The sequence below is a fragment of the Bacillus sp. LJBS17 genome (assembly GCF_019334685.1).
In the GTDB taxonomy this organism is placed as follows: Bacteria; Bacillota; Bacilli; order Bacillales; family Bacillaceae; genus Bacillus; species Bacillus subtilis.
Window position 1 is genome coordinate 761,087 of record NZ_CP079759.1, and the last position, 20,228, is coordinate 781,314.

Below are 20,228 nucleotides of genomic sequence, written 5' to 3' on the forward strand. Positions count from 1 at the left end.
ATGATATATTAATTACGCAAGTGAGAGGTTGTTTAACAATATAAGGAAAAAGGAGTGTTGGAGTGACAGCATTTAATCGTTATATTAAGAAAATAATCAATGGGAAACACCTGAACAGAGAAGAAGCCTATCAATGTATGAAACACATATTGGAAGACGATTACAGTACAGTGCAAATAGGAGCGCTGCTCACCTCGCTTACGCTCAAAGGGGAAACAAAAGATGAGATAATTGGTTTTATCCGTGCGATACGGGACAAAATGATTCCCTTTGAAAGGACTAAAGAAGTACTTGATACATGCGGAACAGGCGGTGACGGCAGCAATTCGTTTAATGCATCAACGACAGCCTCCCTGATTTCTTCTTCCGCAGGCATACCCGTAGCCAAAAATGGAAACAGGTCTTCTACCAGCAAATGCGGAAGTGCTGATTTATTAGAAGCGTTAGGACTCAATATAGAATTGCCCGCAGTACAATCACAGCAACTGTTAGAATCAACTGATTTTACCTTTTTATTTTCTCAATTCTTTCATCCGAAACTTAAAAAACTGGCGTCCGTCAGGAAGAGTCTGACTTTTCGAACTTGTTTTAATTTAATTGGGCCTTTATGCAGTCCGGCAAGGCCTGAAAGACAGCTGTTAGGTGTGCCCGATCCAAAGCTGATCCCATTTTTCGCAGACTTATTACTGGAATCAGGGGTGAAAAGAGCTTTAATTGTCAGCAGTATGGATGGATTTGATGAAATCAGTGTGTCAGCCCCTACTTCTATTTGTGAGATAGATCACAAAGAAACGAAGGAATATATCATTCATCCGGAACATTTTAATGTGTACAGGAGTAATGCCGAAGTGGTCAGCTGTGATAGTTTAGAAGATAGCGTCCAGGCTTTTTACAGTGTGTTAGATTGTCAGCAATCGGCCATTACTGATTTTTGCATTATGAATGCCGGGGCCGCGCTATATCTTGGTGGGAAAGCTGACAGTATAAAACAAGGTACTGAGCTGGCACGAGAGCTGCTAATCTCAGGTAAAGTGAAAGAACATTTCTTCCTTATTAAAAATGAGAGTCAGCGTTTGACAGAAGGAGAGCAGCTACATGAACATGTTAGACGAAATTATTGAATACAAGTATTCCGAAGTGAAAGAAAAGAAAAAATGCAAGCCTGAGTCGGAATTAATAAATATGATTCAGACTGCCAGGAAAACGAGAGACTTTTATCAAGCGATCCAAAAACCGAATATTTCTCTTATCGCCGAAGTGAAGAGAAAATCTCCTTCAAAAGGATTGATTCGGAAGGACTTTGATCCGCTCAAACTAGCCCGGACATATGATAAAAGCGGAGCAAGCGCAATTTCGGTGCTCATCGATGAAAAGTTTTTTGGAGGCAGTGCGAAGTATTTGAGAAAAGTCGCTAACGACCCCGATATTACAATACCAGTTATGTACAAGGAGTTTATTGTCGATCCCTATCAAATCTATGAAGCGAGAGCAAACGGAGCAGACGCTGTATTAATCATTGTCAGAGCGATAGATCAAACACTGTTATCAGAGCTTATTCAATTGGCCTACGACTTAGATATGGATGTACTTACAGAGACGTTTACACCGGAAGAAGTCACAAAGTCCATTGAAGCAGGCGCTAAAATTATCGGGATAAATAACCGTGATCTGCAAACTTTTGAAGTGGATCTGGAGAAATCAAAGGTAATGAAAAAACGAATTCCTGATGAGTATCTAGCTGTTAGTGAAAGCGGTATCTTAACAAGGCAGGATGTACTTGCAGCACAGGAATTGGGGTTTGACGGGATGCTCGTCGGAGAAACCATTTTAAGGGCTGACAGTGTAGAAGAGAAAGTGAAGGAATTAACAAACTTTTGAGCTAGGGGGAGACGAATGTGAATGGTTTATTCGGTGAATATGGAGGAGCATACGTAGCTGAAACACTTGTCAGCAATTTAAATGAATTTGAAAGAAGCTTTGAAAGGCTGATGGCTGACAGTACTTTTATTGACGATTATCATGCGTTGCTAAGAGAGTTTGTGGGAAGACCCACCCCACTTACATATTTAAAGCAGCTCAGTACAGCATCCAAAGAAGGGCCTGCCATTTACCTGAAAAGAGAAGATTTGACTCATACGGGAGCTCACAAAATTAATAATGCACTCGGACAGGCGCTTATGGCCAAAAAATTAGGAAAAGAGAGAATTGTTGCCGAAACAGGTGCAGGCCAGCACGGTGTGGCTGTTGCAACAGTTTGTAGTTTTCTCAATCTTAATTGCGTTATTTATATGGGGGCATACGATGCGGAGAGACAGCGTATGAATGTCCAGCGGATGAAGCTTTTAGGAGCTGATGTAAAACTTGTCCATCACGGGACAAAAACGTTAAAAGACGCAATTAATGAAGCGATTCGCGATTGGGTTTCTTACGCAGATACGACTCATTATTTGTTAGGTTCAGCGGTAGGACCACATCCTTTTCCATCCATTGTCCGCCATTTTCAATCGATCATTGGAAAGGAAGCGAAAGAACAGATGATACAGGCGATCGGGGGGCTGCCGGATTATGTCATTGCCTGTGTCGGCGGAGGAAGCAATGCAATTGGCATGTTTAGCGCTTTTCTTGAGGAATCCGATGTGAAACTGATTGGCGTTCAGGCAGGCGGAGCGGGTCTTGAGAGCGGACATCATGCATCGCCATTGCTGGTCGGGAAAAGCGGAATCGTTCAAGGAATGAAAACGTATGTCCTGCAGGATAACGATGGACAAATTCTTGAAACTAAAAGCATAGCACCCGGTCTCGATTATCCCGGAGTAGGTCCGGAACACAGTTATTTAAAAGATTCGGGAAGAGTGGAATACACGTCTGTTAACGATCAGCAGGCATTGGATGCATTCCAGCTATTATCCAGAAAAGAAGGAATTATACCTGCACTTGAGTCTTCTCATGCTGTAGCCAAGGCAGTGGAACTTGCTAAACAATTAACGGGAGACAAAACCATATTGGTGAATCTTTCGGGGCGAGGCGATAAAGACTTGGAACAGGCGCTTTCGGCTATCGAAACAAGGCAAAAAGAGGGGGCTTCCTTATGATACAGCATAAAGTTGAAGAGATGTTTCAAGATTTGGAGAGGAAAGGGCAAAAAGCGCTGATTCCATATATTCCAGTTGGATATCCTCGTTTAGATGAAACCTTAGATTATATTGAGTGCATCAGTAGGGCTGGAGCCGATATGATTGAATTGGGTGTTCCATTTTCTGATCCGCTTGCGGACGGACCCGTCATCCAGGAAGCGGCGCAGATAGCACTTCAGCAGGGGGTTACTCTTCGAAAATGTTTGGAAACTGTAAAAGCTGTTCGTGCCAGCGGAAATACAATACCTATTGCGTTGATGGGCTACTGTAATTCATTCTCTGCTTATCAATTTGAAACGTTTGCCGCAGACGCTGAAGAAGCAGGAGTGAACGCCTTGATCATCCCTGATTTGCCGCCAGAAATGGCCGAATATTGGGTTAATTGTGCAAGCAAGCACCATATTGACATTATTTTCTTCATTGCTCCAACAACAACGGAAGAACGGATCGAGGTTATTTCTAAAGCCGGATCAGGTTTTATCTATTGTATTTCCGATCTTGGTGTAACAGGTGAAAGAGATAAGGTACCGATCGCTTTACCAGAGTTTATAAATCATCTCAGGGAAAAAATTAAGCTTCCTTTAGCAATTGGTTTTGGCATATCAATACCGGATCATGTCAGAGAAGTCAGTTCATTTGCTGATGGTGCCATTGTAGGGAGCGCGCTGATCAGGCTGATAAAAGAAACACCCAAGGATGAGCGGCTTCAAGCTGTATCCGTATTTATATCTAATTTAAAAGAGAGTACAAAATCAGTCCATTTGAATAGATGAGGTGAGATTGTTGAGTGTAGTCAAAATCTGCGGCATCAAAACGATGCTAGAAGCAGAAGAAGCTGTTGCGGCTGGAGCACAGGCTGTTGGGTTCGTTTTCTCTGCAGAAAGTAAACGGTACGTTACGCCCCAGCAAGCGCGGGAGATCATTCAGACGCTGCCCCCATTTGTATCCGCTGTTGGCGTTTTTGTAAATGAAAATCTAACGATAGTTAATGAAATTACTGCCAGCTGTGGAATGACATTTGCCCAGTTGCACGGTGAAGAGCCGCCTGAATATTGTGAACAGGTGATTTGTCCCGTGATTAAAACCATTAAAGTACGGTGTGAACAGGATTTACACGCATTCAGCCTTTATAAACCGCATTCATTTTTGCTGGACAGCTATGTGAAAGGAAGTCAGGGAGGGACAGGACAAACCTTCAATTGGGAGTTGGCCAAAGATGTTTCCAGCAGGCAGCGTGTGATACTGGCCGGAGGGCTGACGCCGAACAATATAACGGAAGCACTGGAAACTATTAAACCCTATGGGATTGATGTAAGTAGCGGTGTCGAAACCGGCGGCAAAAAAGATTTTTATAAAATGAGAGAACTGATCCGGCAATGCGGGTACTACCAAAACGTGAGGTTAGGAGAGAATGCGTCATGCTGCAGCCAATAATCATTGGATTTGGAAGATCGGGAAGAGATCTGCATTTGCGATGTTTACGGAAGGCTGCGGCATCAGAGGAAGCTGAAGACTTGTTTCATCAACAGGTCATCGTAATCGATCCGTATATTAAAAACAAATCGTTCGAAGATGTGGCGTTTTGCGGGAGTCTTCAAGAGGCGGCTGGACTTCGGCCATCAATCTGTCAGGATGCTGTTCTGCATATTTGCACTCCGCCATCGGCACATATTTCTATCATTAAGGAAGCTGCTTCGGCCGGGTTTAGACATATGATTGTGGAAAAGCCGCTTACGGATGATGTTGGTGAGATTGATGCGCTGATCAAATCAGTAGAAGAACATCAGCTTGATGTTATCGTTGTCGCGAATTGGCTGTCCAGCCGATTAACCGCTAAAATTCAAACATTTTTAGAGCAAAAAACGTTTGGGAACCTGCAAGCTGTCTATCTGCAGCAGGATAAACCGAGATTTTGCCGTACACTTGAAAACTCATCACATGGCAATGCATTTGATATTGAGGCACCGCATCAAATGGCGCTTGCGTGCTTTTTACAAGGAGCCGATGCTGAAGTCATCGCTTCGGAGACAAAAGATATGGTGATCGGCCAGCAACGGTATATGCGCCTTGGCGGAGCGGAAGCTGTTCTTAAGCATGCGAATGGTAGCCGTACATATATTGCATCGAATTTAACATCATTCGTTAAACAAAGAACCGTTAAAATTCAATTCGAGCAATATACGCTTCTAGGGCATTTTCCGCCTGATGGAAGCGACAGCTATTCAAACATTTCTATATATAACAGTGCTAACGAAATGGTTCATTCAGAATTAATTTATGATGACCCTTTAAGTTTATGTTTTATTGAATACTATCAATATTTTCACGGTATCTCTCAAATAAAACCAGTTAGTGATATTTATTTCAATCAAAAGATCATCCAATTACTTGAGGAAGCTAAAGCTAAAAGCGAGATAAAATTACATACAAAAGGAGCAGTCATATGACAGTAAAGAAAGACATGAGGATTCCATTTTTCTCTGGGAAAATTTCTTTCCACAAGCGTTGGGGCCTAATCTCAGAGAGACTGGACGAAGTCATTTCAGAAGGTAAATTTATTGACGGAGGTGCTGTCCGCTCTTTTGAAGCAGCTATACAGAATTATACAGGCGCAAAACATGCCGTAGCAGTGAATAACGCAACAGACGCACTGCAAATCATTTTAAAGGCAGCGGGCATTCAGCCTGGCGATGAGGTGATTGTACCTTGCTATTCCTTTTTTGCCTCGGCTTCGAGTATTGCGAATGTAGGCGCCACTCCAGTGTTTACAGACATTGAGCCTGAAACGTACAATATTTGCCCTGAACAAATTGAAGAAAAAATCACTCCAAACACAAAAGCAATTATGGTTGTTCATCTTTTTACACAAATGGCTGATATCAAAAAGCTGAAAGAAATTGCAGAAAAACACAATCTGATTCTGCTGGAAGATAGTGCCGAGGCGATTGGTATGAAAGCTGAAGGTATCCATGCCGGCCTTCACGGTCTGGCGGGTGTCCTATCCTTTTTCCCAACAAAAACGCTGGGCGGAATTGGCGACGGGGGCATGATTTTAACCAATGATGATGAGTTTGCTAAAACCTGTCGTTTACTTAGGCATCACGGCAAACTGGGGACAGAGTATTATCATGACATCATCGGTTATAACAGCAGAATGGATGATATTCAAGCAGCGGTCTTAGAGGAGAAATTAAGATATTTGCACGAAGATATTGTCCGCAGAAAAAAATTGGCAGAAGGATATGATGAAAGACTGAAAGAGCTTCATCCCACGGTGACGACGCCAACAGTTGTGGAGAAACCATATAGTGCTGTCCATGTTTATTATGTGTATTTAATAGAAGCTGATAACAGAAATGAACTTGCAGCTTATTTGCAAAAAAGAGGAATAGAAACAGAGGCTTATTATCCGTATCCGCTTCATCTGCAGCCATGCTTTCAATATCTCAATTATACACATGGAGACTTCCCGCATGCTGAGAGAGCGTCAACTCGTGCGTTAGGCCTTCCGCTATACCCAGATTTAACCGAAGATGAGCTTGATTATGTGTGTGATGTTATAACAGACTTTTACGAGGGTGGAGGCAGCTTATGATACAGCCATATCAAAACTATCAGTTGAGATATAAAAATGAGAAAGAAAGAATAAAATCTATCGTTTACGAAGCGGGATTGAAAGATCAGTTTATTTTAAAGGAAAAGGTCGCTCGCCTTGAAGAAAAAATAAAAGGATATACAGGTGCTCCTTATGCAACAGCAGTATCGAACGGCACTTCTGCCTTGATCATCATATTGAAAGCACTTGGTGTCAAACCCGGTGTGGACGTCCTGACGCCGGCATTCTCCTTTATCGCGACAGCGAGCTGTATTTCTGTTCTCGGCGGAAACCCGATTTTTGTCGATATCGATAAGGAAACAGGAATGATTGATCCTGATGATGTTAAGCGAAAAATAACACCTTCGTCCCGCGTCATCATTGCTGCACATTTATTCTCTGTCATGGCTGATATGAAAAGATTGAGAGACATTGCAGATGAGCATGGACTGTTTTTGGTCGAAGATAGTGCTGTCGCGCTCGGGGGAACTATAGATGGCGTATCAGCGGGGCTATTGGGTGACATCGGCCTGTACTCGTTTTTCCCTGCAAAACCGATCGGGGGGATTGGTGACGGGGGCATGATTGTCACCAAGGATGATGAATTAGCAGCAAGATGCAAAATGCTGAGAAACCATGGTCAAGAAGAAGGCAAACGGTTTTATCACACTTTAATAGGCTATAACTATCGAATGGATGAACTAGTAGCCGACTTTATTTCACAGCGGCTGGAACAGTTGGAGCAAATCATAGAAAAACGAGGTGAACTTGCGGAACTGTATCATAAAGAGCTGGCACCTTCCGCAACTTATGTATCCTTGCCACCAAAAACGGAGTATCAGCGAGTATACTACACATATCTTGTACAAGCTGAATACCGTGATGAGCTTCAGTCATTTTTAGAAGAGAAAGGCATTGAGACTGTTGTTTTTTATCCTCTTGCCATTCATGAGCAAAAAGCTTATCAGCATTTGGGTCATCAGCCAGGAGATTTCCCAAATGCGGAGCAATTCGCAAGAAAGAGCTTAGCGTTTCCTTTGTATCCTGAGATGAGACATACCGACGTGCGACAGATCACAGAAAGGGTGAATGAATTTTATGCGGCTAAGCAACATCAGTCTTAGCGGGATAGCGGATGAAGCTGCCCAAACGCTTGATATGCAGATTAAAGCTCATCAAATGCTGGGGTGGCAAAGCATTGAGCTCCGGTCTATTCAAGGTTTATCTATTGCTGAACTTGACGAGGCTGCCTTCAATGATGTGGTTTCTTTGATACAGTCGCATGAAATGAAAGTAACCGCTTTTTCTTCAAAAGTGGGAAATTGGGAAAGGCCAATTACATTCGATAAGGAAACTGAAAAAGAAGAACTAAAAAGAATAGCTGAACGCATGCACCGTCTGAAAACACGTTACGTTCGGATTATGTCTTATCCAAATGACGGATTAGAGCCACAGGAATGGAAGGAAAAAGTAATCGCTCGCGTCAAAGAGCTGACAACATTAGCGGAGCAGGAAGACATTATTTTGCTGCATGAGAACTGTGCCGGCTGGGGCGGACAAAGTGCAGAGAATACAATTGAATTAATCACATCCATAAACAGCCAAGCATTAAGGCTATTGTTTGATATCGGAAACGGCATCACTTACGGCTATGACAGCTTATCCTTTTTAAAGGCTGTTTATCCTTATGTGGAGTATGTTCATATGAAAGACAGCTTGAGTGATGGTCAAAACATCCATTTTACCTTCCCAGGAGCCGGTGAATCGAAAGCGGCGGAGTGTTTGGCTTATTTAGCAGATCTGAATTATAAAGGTGTCATATCGATTGAACCGCATATTCATCTGATTCCTCATCTTGGTGAAGTTCCGGGGAATGAGAACGATCACTTTGCTTCATATATTAGATATGGAAGAGAAACGGAACAATTGGTCAGGTCGATCATGAAAACAGGAGTACACAATGGCTGAATTATTCACTGAATATTATGTTAATTTATTGACGGATTTGCTGAATATCGACACGACAACTCCGATGGAAACAGGAGTTGCCGGACACCATGAATACGCGTTGAAACGTTATGCAGAAGCTGCTTCACACTTAGGGTTTAAACCGGTTTATTTTGCTCCTCCGATGGAAGAAGATATTCTCAGATCTGAAATACCGGGGGCTGTAAAAGAGATGTATGCAAAAATGGGCGATGCTTTTTTAAGCTCGCAGCCCAATCTGGTTATGGAACTGGGGTATTCACATGAACGAGAAGCAACCATTATGTTCAATTTTCATATCGATACAGTTGAAGGATACGGAATGACAAGCTATCGAAATGAGAGCTTTTTTGGCCGGGGAGCCGTTGACATGAAGGGACCGGCAGTTGCTCTGTTGGCGGGACTGCAAGCGGCTCTTGAGGAAGCACCCTCGCTTACCGGAAATATGAAGGTGATCATCCAGGCTGTCTCCGGAGAAGAGGGAGGTGCAATGGGAGTGTATGGGACAAAGCTTCTTTGTGAAAGAGGATACGTTGGCGCGCTGAATGTATTTATAGAACCAACGGAGCGTTTATTTTTCGATCATTCTACAACGTCAATGACCGCACAAATCACTGTTGATGGAAACGATTCAACCGACGATGCCCCTGCTGTAGGTCATAATGCCACCTTGGTTTTAGGATTCCTCGCTCAGTTTATGACGAAGGCGCTATCAAAGCGCTTAAACAATACGGATGCAAAAATGTGCCTTTCCGGTTTGCATACAGGCCGCATGCATAACAAGGTGTATGGATCAGGGGTTCTTAAGTGGAATTTCGCCTACTCTTCAATGGAGCAGCACAATTTAATTGAAAAGCTTGTAGAAGATAGCTATTCCGAAGCGATGAAAGCCTTTGTTTTGCAATTTGCCGATGTTCCTGATGCTGCAAAAACTGTGAGAGAAATAGACAGTATATGTACCTTAACGTGGGTAAAGAAGGAACTCCCAGTATTAAATAATAAGAATGAAGCAAAAAGAGCTTTACTCGAGGAATCTGGCTTGAAGCTGCTTCCCGGTCATATGCAATCAAAAGCGTTTACTTGTGATGCAATGTGGGCGCAAGGTGACGGAATGTATACTGTTGTATATGGACCAGGCAGCCTGGAAATCAATAATGCACATGGAAAAAATGAATATATCGAAAAGGCTGAATTGGAGAAGTTCAGCATGGACATCAAAAATCTGATTTTACATGTTAATGAGAAAACAAAGAAACGGGTGCTCAAATGAACTTTTATACATTTAAAGAAGATCAGTTATCTGAGTTTGTCAAAAATACTTTTATTCATCACGGTTTGCGAGACGATCATGCTGAAACTGCTGCTAAAGTACTGGCATACGCCGATTTAAACGGATTCTCAACACACGGAATCGCAAACTTGGAGAAAATTTACTTAACAAAAATTCAAAACGGCGATATGAATCCTAAAGCCGAAGTGCAGCATGTCATCGACCATCAGGCGATTTCGGTTTTAGACGCTCAGCACGGCATTGGGCTCGTCGTTGGTGATACGGCGATGAAAATCGCAATTGAAAAAGCGAAAATGTTCGGCGTCGGGATCGTAACCGTCAGAAACAGCTCTCACTTCGGTAGTGCAGGCTATTACAGCCATAAAGCATTACAAGAAAATATGCTAGGTTTTTCTATGACCAATTTAGGCTCACAAGGAGTGGCTCCGCCGATGGGCGGGACGGTAAATATGCTTGGTACAAACCCCATCAGTGTAAGCGCACCTTCACAAGAACTGCCGCCATTCTTATTAGATATGAGTACGACTGTTGCAGCTACTGGAAAAATAAAAGAAGCAGCGAGACAGGGGCGGTCTATTCCTGAGGGATGGCTGATCAACAAGGAAGGCCAAACGACAACAAATCCGCATGACTACCTTAATGGACAAGGGTTTATCCAGTTCCTTGGCGGGAGACCGGAAATGGGAGGAAACAAGGGATACGGCTTATCGATTTTAGTAGATATTTTATGCGGACTGCTTTCGGGGGCGGATATCGGTCCTCATTCCGGTGTATTGTCGGAAAAAGGGGCTGGAGAGAATGACTACAATGTCGGCCATTTCTTTATGACAATTAATATAGATGCATTCGTTCCAATCTCACAATTCAAACACCGTATGGAACAAATGCTAAGCACGCTAATGGCTTGTCCGACAACACAAACAGCGGATCAAGTCATTTATCCGGGTTATCTTGAAGGGGTGAGGAAGAAGGAGAACATTACGGTGGATGAAGTGATATTTGGTTCTTTAACCAACTTATCGAAACAGGCGGGAATCAGCATACCAGAATATGCACAGGCTTCAAAAGTCTATTCTTAATAAATTGGGGGATAACATTATGAAAATCGGGATCATTGGATTGGGCGTCATATCAAAATATTATGTAGAGGCCATTAAACAGTTAGACTCATTTACACTGTCAGCGGTATGCGATATACAAAAAGAAAAAATGAGTCCTTTTCCTGAGGCGGAGCACTACACAGATTACCGAACGTTTTTAGAAAAGGCCGATATTGACGGTGTTGTCATTAATGTTCCGAATCACATGCATTATGACATTTGCCGCTATGCATTGGAATGCGGTCATCATATTTGTTGTGAAAAACCGCTAACAATTGAACTGAAAGATGCTGACCGTCTGGCTGAACGTTCTCAACAAGTACAGAAGACACTTTTTACAGCATTCCACAGACGGTACAATATCAATTTTCTAAATGAGATGAAAAAAATAAACCTATCACAAATCAAAAGCGTAAAAGCCCGTTATTTAGAAAATATTAAAGAACACGCCGGAAGTGACAGCTGGTATCTCGAACCGGACCAATGCGGAGGTGGATGTGTTGCTGATAACGGACCGAACGTATTTGATACGCTATCTTATTTCTTGGGCAAGCTTGATGTAACAGGTGCACAAATTTGGAACAATGCGAATGACATTGATGTACAAGCTGTTATTCAATTGAAAAATGGTGACGGCGTACAGGCACAAGTGGAGCTTGATTGGGAATTTCCTCATGGAGAAAGAAAAGATGTTGATATTACGCTGCAAGACGGTACAACGATTCATATTGATATGCTGAAAGATTTTGAAGTGTTTAAATCCTCTCTCTATCATGAGTATGAAGAAATTTTAAAAGATTTCAAAGCCAGCATCGGTGCCGGAAATTGCTTCGGAGAAAGCAGTCAAGATGCTGTCCGGCTTGTACAAGAAGCGTACAGCTTTGGAAGAGTAACCTTATAAGGGAGCTAAACAATGAAGATTGCAGCTATAAAACGGACCGTAACCGGACGGTTTGTGAAACTTTTATTTCATAAACAGGATAAACGAAACATGGTTTTAAAAAACTTTCAAACTAGATGTATCAGAGAAAAAGAGATTCATGAAATTGTGACAACTGATCAGAAAGCATATGAACCCGGACAGCTAGTAGGAAGGATCGGTTTCTTAGGATTTGCTGAGATGGACACAGGCGGGGTCATACAGAAGGGTGATCGTGTGTATATCAATGAAACGTATCTTGGCGTTGTTGCCGGATTTGATGCTTGTCATTTTCCGAATCACTATAACATTATCATTCAGACGGATCTTCTGCTGTCAGCAACTGATATTGATCTGTCTGTAGAAGAAGAAATCCGTTTTGTGAGTTCGGGATATCGAACAATATGAATAAGGAGCCAGTATTCCAGATTCGTATAACAGAAGATGTACGAACCGCTTTTCCGAATCTAATTATTTTTGCTGCTGACATTCAGGTAGGCAATCTCAAAAGAGAGACGGAAGAAGTCATGAAAGTGCTTTGGAAGAAAGAACATGCACAGTGGCGGGGGAAGACAAAGCAGGATGTAAAACAAACGGATGTAATCAAAGCATACAATGCTTTTTTTGAATCAATCGGACTTCAGACGAAAAAAACACCTCCGTCCGTTCAAAATATGATTCAGCGATTTTTACTGAAAGATCAATTAGTTAAATATCCGAAAATTAATCCTATTGTCGACGTTTTGAACGTGGCTGCGGTGCAAAGCTTGATTCCGTTGGGAGCATTTGACTTGGATAAGATCAATGGTGAGATGAGACTGGATGTCAGCTCTGCCGGTGAATCATTTTTACCGGTGAATTCTGACAATGAAATTCGCCTGTCAACAGGCAGTCTTGTGATAAGGGATGACAGCAGAATCCTATCCCAATTTTGCTATAGAGACAGCGATTATCAAAAAATAACGGATCAATCTGCCAAGATTCGCATTATGGGGTGCCGTGTAGAAGGAGTTCGTGACATAGATGTGATCCAGGCTGTTAACGAGACAATCCGTATTTTAACCACTTTATATGAAGATTGTGCAATGATTTAACTCATTTATTTTAGGAGGGATGCGAAATGGAAATGTTGGAAAAAATCAAGCACAAGCAAGCCTCAATCGGCATTGCTGGTCTTGGATATGTAGGGCTTCCGCTAGCTACTGCTTACGCTGAAAACGGTTTTTCTGTCATGGGAATTGACAGTGATTCGGAAAAAGTGAAACTCATCAATCAAGGAATCAATTATATAGACGGTATTGACCTTGAAAAGGTCGTAGCAGACGGCCGGTTAAAAGCTGTAGATCACTATGAAGAGGTTAACAAGCTTGATGTAATGATCATATGCGTACCGACTCCGCTTGATCAAAACCAGCAGCCTGACATTTCATATATTGTCAATGTGATGAACCATGTCAAAAAACGATTGAAAAAAGGCAGCCTCATTATATTAGAATCCACAACCTATCCGGGAACAACCGAAGAAATTATTCATCAATCCGTAACGGAAGAAGGCTTCATTGTTGGAGAGGACATCTACATTTGCTTCTCGCCTGAAAGAATTGATCCAGGTAACCTAAGTTTTACAATCAAAAATACAACAAAGGTAATCGGAGGAATTACGCCGAAATGTCTGGAACGGGGACAATTACTGTACAGCCACATTATTGATACCGTGTTTCCGGTTTCTTCCCCGCGAGTTGCCGAAATGTCAAAGCTGCTGGAAAACACATTCCGAAGCATTAATATCGCTTTTATCAATGAAATGGCACTGATGTGTGAGAAGCTTGAAGTGAATATATGGGAGGTTATAAAGGCGGCCTCTACAAAGCCATTCGGGTTTATGCCGTTTTATCCCGGCCCGGGGATCGGAGGGCACTGTATTCCGCTTGATCCGATGTATCTGTCCTGGAAAGCAAGAGGAGAAAATTTTTACAGCCGTTTTATTGAAACAGCGCAGGAAATCAATAAACAAATGCCTCAGCACATTGTAAGTAAAATCAGCGAAATCTTGAACGAAGAGAAAAAATGCCTGAATGGCGCTTCTATTTTGCTGCTGGGGATGGCATATAAGCCGAATGTAAGTGATTGCAGAGAATCACCGAGTCTAGATGTATATGAGTTGTTAACAGAAATGGGTGCAAAGGTCAGTGTGAATGAACCGTTTTGTGAGAATATTTTTGACCGGAATGGAGCTAAAATGGATAACAGGCCGCTTCATTACAGCCAATTTGCTGAATATGACTGTGTGGTGCTATTAACACCACATTCTATGTACGATCCGGATCTGCTGACATCTTCAGCAAAGGCCCTTCTTGATACAAGAAACTTGACTGATGGTATTCATCAAGACCATGTTTATGTCATCGGCAGCCCAGTAAAGAAAAGAAAGGGGAAGCAGCTTCTCCCAAATTAAAAAGCAAAATTCCACTTTAAGATGATACGAATCACAAGGAGCTGGCTTTTAAATGGATCTATTAGTTTCTTGTGAATTGGACCTGTAACAAACTAATTTTACATGCTATGTTTAACAAAAATGTTAGGTGGAGTATGATGAAAAATCAATTAAGCGCATATATTTCCCTGGGAACGGCCATGGCAATCGTCGGCAGCTCTGTCGTCGTAGGAAAACTCATGGTTGAGCGTATTCCTGTCTTTCTATCCTCGGGACTGCGTTTTTTGCTGGCTTCTGTCGTATTGCTCACGCTGCTGTTTTGCATTGAAAAAGGGTTTCCGGCTTTAACGAAAAAAGATGTGCTCGTTTTGCTGGTGCAATCATTTACAGGCGTGTTTTTGTTCAGTATTTGCCTGCTGTATGGGGTTCAATATACTACGGGAACGGAAAGCGGCATTTTGACAAGCACAACCCCCATGGTGATCGGTATTTTATCCTTTTTCCTGCTGAGAGAAAAAATTGAGAAAAAGACGCTGATCGGCATTTTGCTGGCGGTTTGCGGCGTAATGGCGATTAATCTGTTTGGAGCGGGGAGCCAAGACGGGACGCCGCACGCCTTATTCGGGAACATGCTGATCATTGCTGCAGTCATTGGCGAAGCGTTGTTTACATTGATGGCCAAGCTGCTATCTCCGCATGTTTCGGCACTGGCGATTTCGACCTTCGTATCACTCTTCGGTTTCCTGTTTTTTCTCCCGTTTGCTTTGTTTGAGGCCTCTTCATTTGATTTCAGCGTGCCGACTGTTTTGGATTGGTCGTATGTGCTGTATTACGCGCTTTTTGTCACTGTTTTGGCGTTTTACTTATGGTATAGCGGGGTGACGAAGGTGCCGGCTGGGGTGTCTGGCATTTTCACATCCTTTCTTCCGGTCTCTGCTGTCATTTTGTCAGGCGTGATATTAAAGGAGCCGTTTGAGCTTGTGCATTTGATTGGCATTGTATGTGTCATCGGCGGCATATTTGTTACGGTCATAAAGAAAAAACAGCCGGATGCGTATCCGGCTTCAGAAGAAAAGACGCTTTAGCCTGTCCTGGTCGGACGGGTTTTTTTAGTCTTTAAATACGCTCAGCCTTTCAAAAAGATCACCAAGCATCTTCACGAACATGTCTTTTTCCTCGTCGCTGTAGTTTTCCATGACAGCGGATATTTTGCTGAAATGGCCGGGCAGAAATTGCTCAAGGCGTGCTTTGCCTTCCGTTGTCAGTTCAATGCTGATTTTTCGTTTATCCTCTGTGTGATGCCTGCGGCTGACAAAACCGTCTCTCGCCAGCCCGTCCAGCAGGCCTGTAATTGTTGCTTTCGTGACATTTGACCGCTTGGCAAGCTCTGTCGGACTTAACCTATGATCCTTGGCATCAAAGAGCAGCATCAGGATTTTGAATTTTCCTTCTGAAAGCCCTCGGCCAGCAAAGTAATGCTCCATCACATGATTCATTTTTTTTGAAATATCAAATAGAGATAAAAACAATTCAAGAGAGCCGGCGTCAATATTGGCATACGTTTCGGCGTGCTCTGTTATATGCTTATATTTCGGTAAATGTTTTAATTCCATCGCAAGTAGCTCCCGTACATTCGTTGTGAGACGATTATAAAGGAGGGAAAACCATAACGCAACTTGGCTTGGAGATGATTGACAGCTTTTCTTGGGACATAGTAAGGTAATATAGTTAGGCGCCTAACTAATACATATAGAGCTGAAAAGGTGGTTATTTATATGAAACATATGTTAATAGCAGGAGGCGGAATCGGCGGCTTGTCAGCGGCTATTTCTCTCCGTAAGGCAGGGTTTTCCGTCACCTTATGTGAAGCGGCTTCAGAAAACCGAAAAACAGGTGCGGGGATTCTTCAGCCGCAAAACGCACTGGCGGTGTTGAAAGAACTGGGCGTATTCGAAGAGTGCTGTAAGCACGGCTTTCAAACAGAATGGTTTAAAACGTTTGATGAACAGGGGAATTTGCTGTTTCAAGTCAGTGAATCCTTTTTAGACGATTCACTTCCGGGACGCAATAATATCCTGCGCAAAACGTTAAATGACATTCTCATGAAGCATGCCGAGGCGGCGGGTGTAGACATCAAGTGGGGGAAAAAGATTGTCGCCTATGAAGAAACAGTTGAATCGGTCACTGCCGTATATGAAGATGGGGAAAAGATGCAGGCTGACATTCTGGCGGGCTTTGACGGCATTCACTCCGTTGTTCGCGATATAATGCTGCAAAAGGAGACGGAAAAAGAGCATCTCGGCATGGGAGCGTGGCGCTTTTATATCGAACTTCCTGATTACACATTCGAGGACGCAACATTCATGTATAGAAGCGGAGACACACAAATTGGGGTGGTGCCATTGGCGGAACACGCTGGCTATGTCTTCGTCCTCCAGCCTTGCACGAGCGATTACTGGGATGAGGAAGATACCCGGTTTGATAGAGTAAAAGAGATTCTTTCTGGTTTTCGGGGGCTGGATTTTGTCACAAAGCACATGTCAAAACAGCATCCTGTCATCTTTAACAAACTGGAGCAGGTCGCCGTGCAGGAGCCATGGCACAAAGGCCGCGTTGTCATCGGAGGAGACGCTGCCCACGCCGGCGCGCCGACCCTGGCGCAAGGAGCGGCAATGGCGATCGAGGATGCCATCGCCCTCGCCGAAGAACTCCAAAACCACGCCGACCACGAAACAGCATTACAGGCATACTACAAAAGAAGAGCCCCACGAGCGCTCAAAGTCCAGAACCTATCATCGGAAATCGTCCGCCGCGGGCTGAAAGGAGAGCCGGGAGCGGAAGAACTGATTGGGGAGTGCTATGCGGTGTTGAGGGAAGGGTATTAAATAGGAAAAGTCCAGAAAGTGATTTCTGGACTTTTTTGTTTAGAAAGACACAAGTGTTTAACTAAATTATCTAGAAATTGATAACAATAAATGATGTAAAATCATCCGGTATTTGGTAAAATTAAGTCAAAAAATATAAGTTTCTGTTAGAATATCATTATGTAAAATAGGGGGACATTATGGAAAAGTGGATAGGTAAACGCCCTACAATAGGTCAAAAAACCTTAGTAACAAAGTATGAAAGATTATTACAAGAAGCAGAAATCGCAACCTTATCGTCGCAGGAAAGCGTTCTAAAGATTATCGAAGCTGAATGTGATAAAAAAAGTGGTAGAGAATTAAAAGGGATATTAGCACTTACTACACAATCCATTTTCTTTGTTTCTAAGCACGAACAGATGACTTATGAATATTCACAAATTAATGATATTGAAGTAAGGACTAATGGAAAAGATAAAAATAGTTGGAGTTTAAGCCTTAAAATAGGCCGTAAAAAACGTACATTCGATGATATTAAGAAAAACGATGATAGCCAAGAATTTATAGAGATTTTAGAATACATAATAACTAATCAATCAAAAGAAATTCTAACGACAGTTACACATGATTTTGATTATTTTTTACATGCTGAAAAATTAAATGATTTACAAAATCGAAATGTTAAAATTACTTCATTTCTAATGAAGAGGGACAATCTAAATCTGTCGAAAAATGGTGAACGATTATTGCGTGAAAAGCATAAAGGTGCTTCCTTGATAGCGGAAGGCTTTTTTCAAGAGGATAGACAAAGTAAGGGTAATTTTATTGTACTCGACAATCAAGTGGTGTACTTATATGAATTTAATAATAAAGAAAGAAAAGCCAAACTATTAAATAAGTGGGATTTTAAATATTTTTCTCATGCGGTTATTGATCGATTTGCAATAAAAACAGTTATCAATGTTACGGAGACAGGAAAAAGTTTAATTATAAATCTATCTGGCAAGGAATTTGTTTCTATTTTAAATGATGCAAATATTCCCCTACATCAGAAGAAGAGGAAATGGTACCAAAAAATCCTAGGGTTCCGAAGTGGTAAGTGGTGGAAGAGAGCTATTGCTTCATTGGTTTACCTGCTGATATTACTGTTAACCTTTAACGCATTTTTTGGTGAAAACAATAAAGAAGCTAGCTCTGTAAAATCAAGTGATAAAACAGCTGTTTCAAAGACCGAACAAAAGGAAGAACAGACAGAAAATCAAAGCAAACAGGAAGGTAATGAACAACAAGATAATAAGAGTAAGAAAGAAGAAAAAGCAAAAAAGCAAGCAGAAGAGAAACGTAAGCAAGAGGAAGAAGCGCGATTAGCAGAAGAAAAACGCAAGCAAGAGGAAGAAGCGCGATTAGCAGAAGAAAAACGCAAGCAAGAGGAAGAAGCGCGACTAGCACAAGAAAAGCGTAAGCAAGAGAAAGAGATACAACAAGCAGAGGCACAAGAACAACAGACGAATGTCTATTACAAAAATTGTACCGTAGCACGGCAAGCTGGTGTGGCACCTATCCATTCTGGTGAACCGGGATATGCTAAACATCTTGACCGTGATGGTGATGGAATTGCTTGTGATCGCTAATTCATATATGGTTATCTAAAGAAAGAGAGAATACTGAAATATTCTCTCTTTTATTATTTTCAACAAACGTTAATCGTCATTTATATTTTTCCCTTTTATCCGCTCAATCACCTCATGCAGCCCCTCAGGCTTATAAAACTCCACCGGCGAACTGCCTTTCTCAAACGAAATCGTCTCGGCTTCAATCAGCGCGACATAGCGCCCGTTTACTTTTGCGAGATGAATAGAATCGCCAAAATCCGCTAGCAATCCCTTAATCTCTGTTTCTCCGACTTTCATTTTCAGCTGGGCCTCTGGCGTGTGCTCGATGATTTGGGCGGAGGCTTCGATGACTTGATGGGTGTCGAGGCGCTCTTGGATTTCCCGTTTTTCGCTTGCTTCCCAAATTTCAATGTCGTGCTCGAACTGCTTGAGCTCTTCGCTGTTGTCTTCAAATGTCTCGTAGACGTGCTCCTGTACCATGTTCATGACCTGATTTTTCATGATTTCCGGCATCGATTCGCCGTACTCGACGAATTTCAGAAAGTCCTCAAAATAGCGGGCGTGTGAGGCCTGGTGGATTTTCAGTTCACCTTCCTCGACCATTCCTTCCTCTGGCATGTACGGGTATTGGATGCTTTTCATGTTTTTTGTCGTGATCGCCATTTCGACTTTTTTAATGAGAGAAGACGCGTCAGAGATGCGGGCGACCTTCGGCTCAAAATCACATTTCATAATGAAGACAAATGACTCGTCAAAGTATTTTCTCGGTACGGCCGAAGCGACGAGAAACACGCCGCCGCGAACCGCGCTTGTGTCAAGGTACGTGCGGACGAACTGCTCGCTCAGCTCATTGAAGTCTTCTTTTGTTTCCGCCAGACGCGCGCGGTTGAACATGTTGTAGTTTGGGTTAGAATCGAGCTCGTGGCCGGGCTCGACGATAAAATGGCCGATTTTCGTCGGCACCTGCTCGGACTGCGGATGGCGGTCTGCTTTCCGTTTCACGATTTTTTTCAGTTCCCCGTCGAGAAAGTCCTTCAGCTCGCTTTCTTCAAATTCGCCCGTATCAAGGGTCTGGAAGTGCTTGAACTGCTTGTTCGCCTGCTCATCTTTGCCTTCCACCTGTATGACATAAAAGGATAAAAACCGAATTTCAAAATCCATATATAAACTCACCTTATTCGCGTATTGTACAGCTTCTCAAGTATAGAAAAAACAGCAATCATGCGTCAATTGGGAGAACGGAATAATCATGACCATGAAAGGGAATTGTAGTCAAATAGAAGGCATCTCAT

Annotated in this window: 20 protein-coding genes; 18 read left to right on the forward strand and 2 right to left on the reverse strand. The window is 42.5% G+C overall.

Annotated features, from left to right (window positions below; all coding sequences use genetic code 11):
• The first annotated feature begins 62 nt into the window (after positions 1-62).
• The 16 genes from trpD to KXZ66_RS03940 all read left to right on the forward strand — a co-directional run bounded on the left by trpD (position 63) and on the right by KXZ66_RS03940 (position 15,544).
• Positions 63-1,121, forward strand: coding sequence for an anthranilate phosphoribosyltransferase (gene trpD, locus KXZ66_RS03865; RefSeq protein ID WP_029726643.1), 1,059 nt, complete (start codon positions 63-65; stop codon positions 1,119-1,121).
• Positions 1,096-1,878, forward strand: coding sequence for an indole-3-glycerol phosphate synthase TrpC (trpC, locus tag KXZ66_RS03870; protein WP_128740110.1), 783 nt, complete (start codon positions 1,096-1,098; stop codon positions 1,876-1,878). Before trpD ends, trpC begins: the two co-directional genes overlap by 26 nt.
• A gap of 17 nt (positions 1,879-1,895) precedes the next feature.
• Complete coding sequence (trpB, locus tag KXZ66_RS03875) at positions 1,896-3,092, forward strand: tryptophan synthase subunit beta (protein WP_029726645.1); 1,197 nt, start codon at positions 1,896-1,898, stop codon at positions 3,090-3,092.
• The gene (gene trpA / locus KXZ66_RS03880) at positions 3,089-3,907 is read left to right on the forward strand and encodes a tryptophan synthase subunit alpha (protein ID WP_128740111.1); all 819 of its coding nucleotides are present in this window, start codon (positions 3,089-3,091) and stop codon (positions 3,905-3,907) included. The genes trpB and trpA overlap by 4 nt, the downstream gene beginning before the upstream one ends.
• A 10-nt stretch (positions 3,908-3,917) precedes the next feature.
• Positions 3,918-4,568, forward strand: coding sequence for a phosphoribosylanthranilate isomerase (locus KXZ66_RS03885; RefSeq protein ID WP_151870344.1), 651 nt, complete (start codon positions 3,918-3,920; stop codon positions 4,566-4,568).
• Positions 4,553-5,581: a Gfo/Idh/MocA family protein gene (locus KXZ66_RS03890; RefSeq protein WP_160240599.1), complete on the forward strand. Its 1,029-nt coding sequence runs from the start codon at positions 4,553-4,555 to the stop codon at positions 5,579-5,581. The genes KXZ66_RS03885 and KXZ66_RS03890 overlap by 16 nt, the downstream gene beginning before the upstream one ends.
• Positions 5,578-6,729: a DegT/DnrJ/EryC1/StrS family aminotransferase gene (locus KXZ66_RS03895; protein ID WP_250620095.1), complete on the forward strand. Its 1,152-nt coding sequence runs from the start codon at positions 5,578-5,580 to the stop codon at positions 6,727-6,729. Before KXZ66_RS03890 ends, KXZ66_RS03895 begins: the two co-directional genes overlap by 4 nt.
• A complete protein-coding gene (locus KXZ66_RS03900; protein ID WP_141949840.1) occupies positions 6,726-7,853 on the forward strand; it encodes a DegT/DnrJ/EryC1/StrS family aminotransferase in 1,128 nt (375 codons plus the stop codon). The genes KXZ66_RS03895 and KXZ66_RS03900 overlap by 4 nt, the downstream gene beginning before the upstream one ends.
• Positions 7,828-8,697, forward strand: coding sequence for a sugar phosphate isomerase/epimerase family protein (locus KXZ66_RS03905; RefSeq protein WP_032678961.1), 870 nt, complete (start codon positions 7,828-7,830; stop codon positions 8,695-8,697). Before KXZ66_RS03900 ends, KXZ66_RS03905 begins: the two co-directional genes overlap by 26 nt.
• Entirely contained in the window at positions 8,690-9,985 is a 1,296-nt protein-coding gene (locus KXZ66_RS03910) for a M20/M25/M40 family metallo-hydrolase (RefSeq protein ID WP_128740114.1), read from the forward strand. Before KXZ66_RS03905 ends, KXZ66_RS03910 begins: the two co-directional genes overlap by 8 nt.
• Entirely contained in the window at positions 9,982-11,085 is a 1,104-nt protein-coding gene (locus KXZ66_RS03915; protein ID WP_029726653.1) for an Ldh family oxidoreductase, read from the forward strand. The genes KXZ66_RS03910 and KXZ66_RS03915 overlap by 4 nt, the downstream gene beginning before the upstream one ends.
• A 19-nt stretch (positions 11,086-11,104) precedes the next feature.
• Positions 11,105-12,007, forward strand: a complete 903-nt coding sequence (locus tag KXZ66_RS03920; protein ID WP_257475328.1) for a Gfo/Idh/MocA family protein — start codon at positions 11,105-11,107, stop codon at positions 12,005-12,007.
• A 12-nt stretch (positions 12,008-12,019) separates the two neighbouring features.
• Positions 12,020-12,433, forward strand: coding sequence for a DUF6917 domain-containing protein (locus KXZ66_RS03925; RefSeq protein ID WP_257475329.1), 414 nt, complete (start codon positions 12,020-12,022; stop codon positions 12,431-12,433).
• Entirely contained in the window at positions 12,430-13,119 is a 690-nt protein-coding gene (locus KXZ66_RS03930; RefSeq protein WP_128740116.1) for a B3/B4 domain-containing protein, read from the forward strand. The genes KXZ66_RS03925 and KXZ66_RS03930 overlap by 4 nt, the downstream gene beginning before the upstream one ends.
• A gap of 26 nt (positions 13,120-13,145) precedes the next feature.
• The gene (locus tag KXZ66_RS03935) at positions 13,146-14,480 is read left to right on the forward strand and encodes a nucleotide sugar dehydrogenase (RefSeq protein WP_029726657.1); all 1,335 of its coding nucleotides are present in this window, start codon (positions 13,146-13,148) and stop codon (positions 14,478-14,480) included.
• Positions 14,481-14,617: 137 nt separating this feature from the next.
• The gene (locus KXZ66_RS03940; RefSeq protein ID WP_128740117.1) at positions 14,618-15,544 is read left to right on the forward strand and encodes a DMT family transporter; all 927 of its coding nucleotides are present in this window, start codon (positions 14,618-14,620) and stop codon (positions 15,542-15,544) included.
• 24 nt (positions 15,545-15,568) lie between these two features.
• Here KXZ66_RS03940 and yetL read toward each other — a convergent pair whose 3' ends face one another.
• A complete protein-coding gene (gene yetL, locus KXZ66_RS03945; RefSeq protein ID WP_003233796.1) occupies positions 15,569-16,072 on the reverse strand; it encodes a transcriptional regulator YetL in 504 nt (167 codons plus the stop codon).
• Positions 16,073-16,234: 162 nt separating this feature from the next.
• Between yetL and KXZ66_RS03950 the strand changes: the two genes are divergently transcribed.
• Positions 16,235-17,344, forward strand: a complete 1,110-nt coding sequence (locus KXZ66_RS03950) for an FAD-dependent oxidoreductase (RefSeq protein WP_151870342.1) — start codon at positions 16,235-16,237, stop codon at positions 17,342-17,344.
• Positions 17,345-17,523: 179 nt separating this feature from the next.
• Positions 17,524-18,954, forward strand: coding sequence for an excalibur calcium-binding domain-containing protein (locus KXZ66_RS03955; protein ID WP_151870341.1), 1,431 nt, complete (start codon positions 17,524-17,526; stop codon positions 18,952-18,954).
• 69 nt (positions 18,955-19,023) lie between these two features.
• Here the strand turns inward: KXZ66_RS03955 and KXZ66_RS03960 are convergent, their stop codons facing one another.
• Positions 19,024-20,097, reverse strand: coding sequence for a DUF3900 domain-containing protein (locus tag KXZ66_RS03960; RefSeq protein WP_014479133.1), 1,074 nt, complete (start codon positions 20,095-20,097; stop codon positions 19,024-19,026).
• Positions 20,098-20,228: the final 131 nt, after the last annotated feature.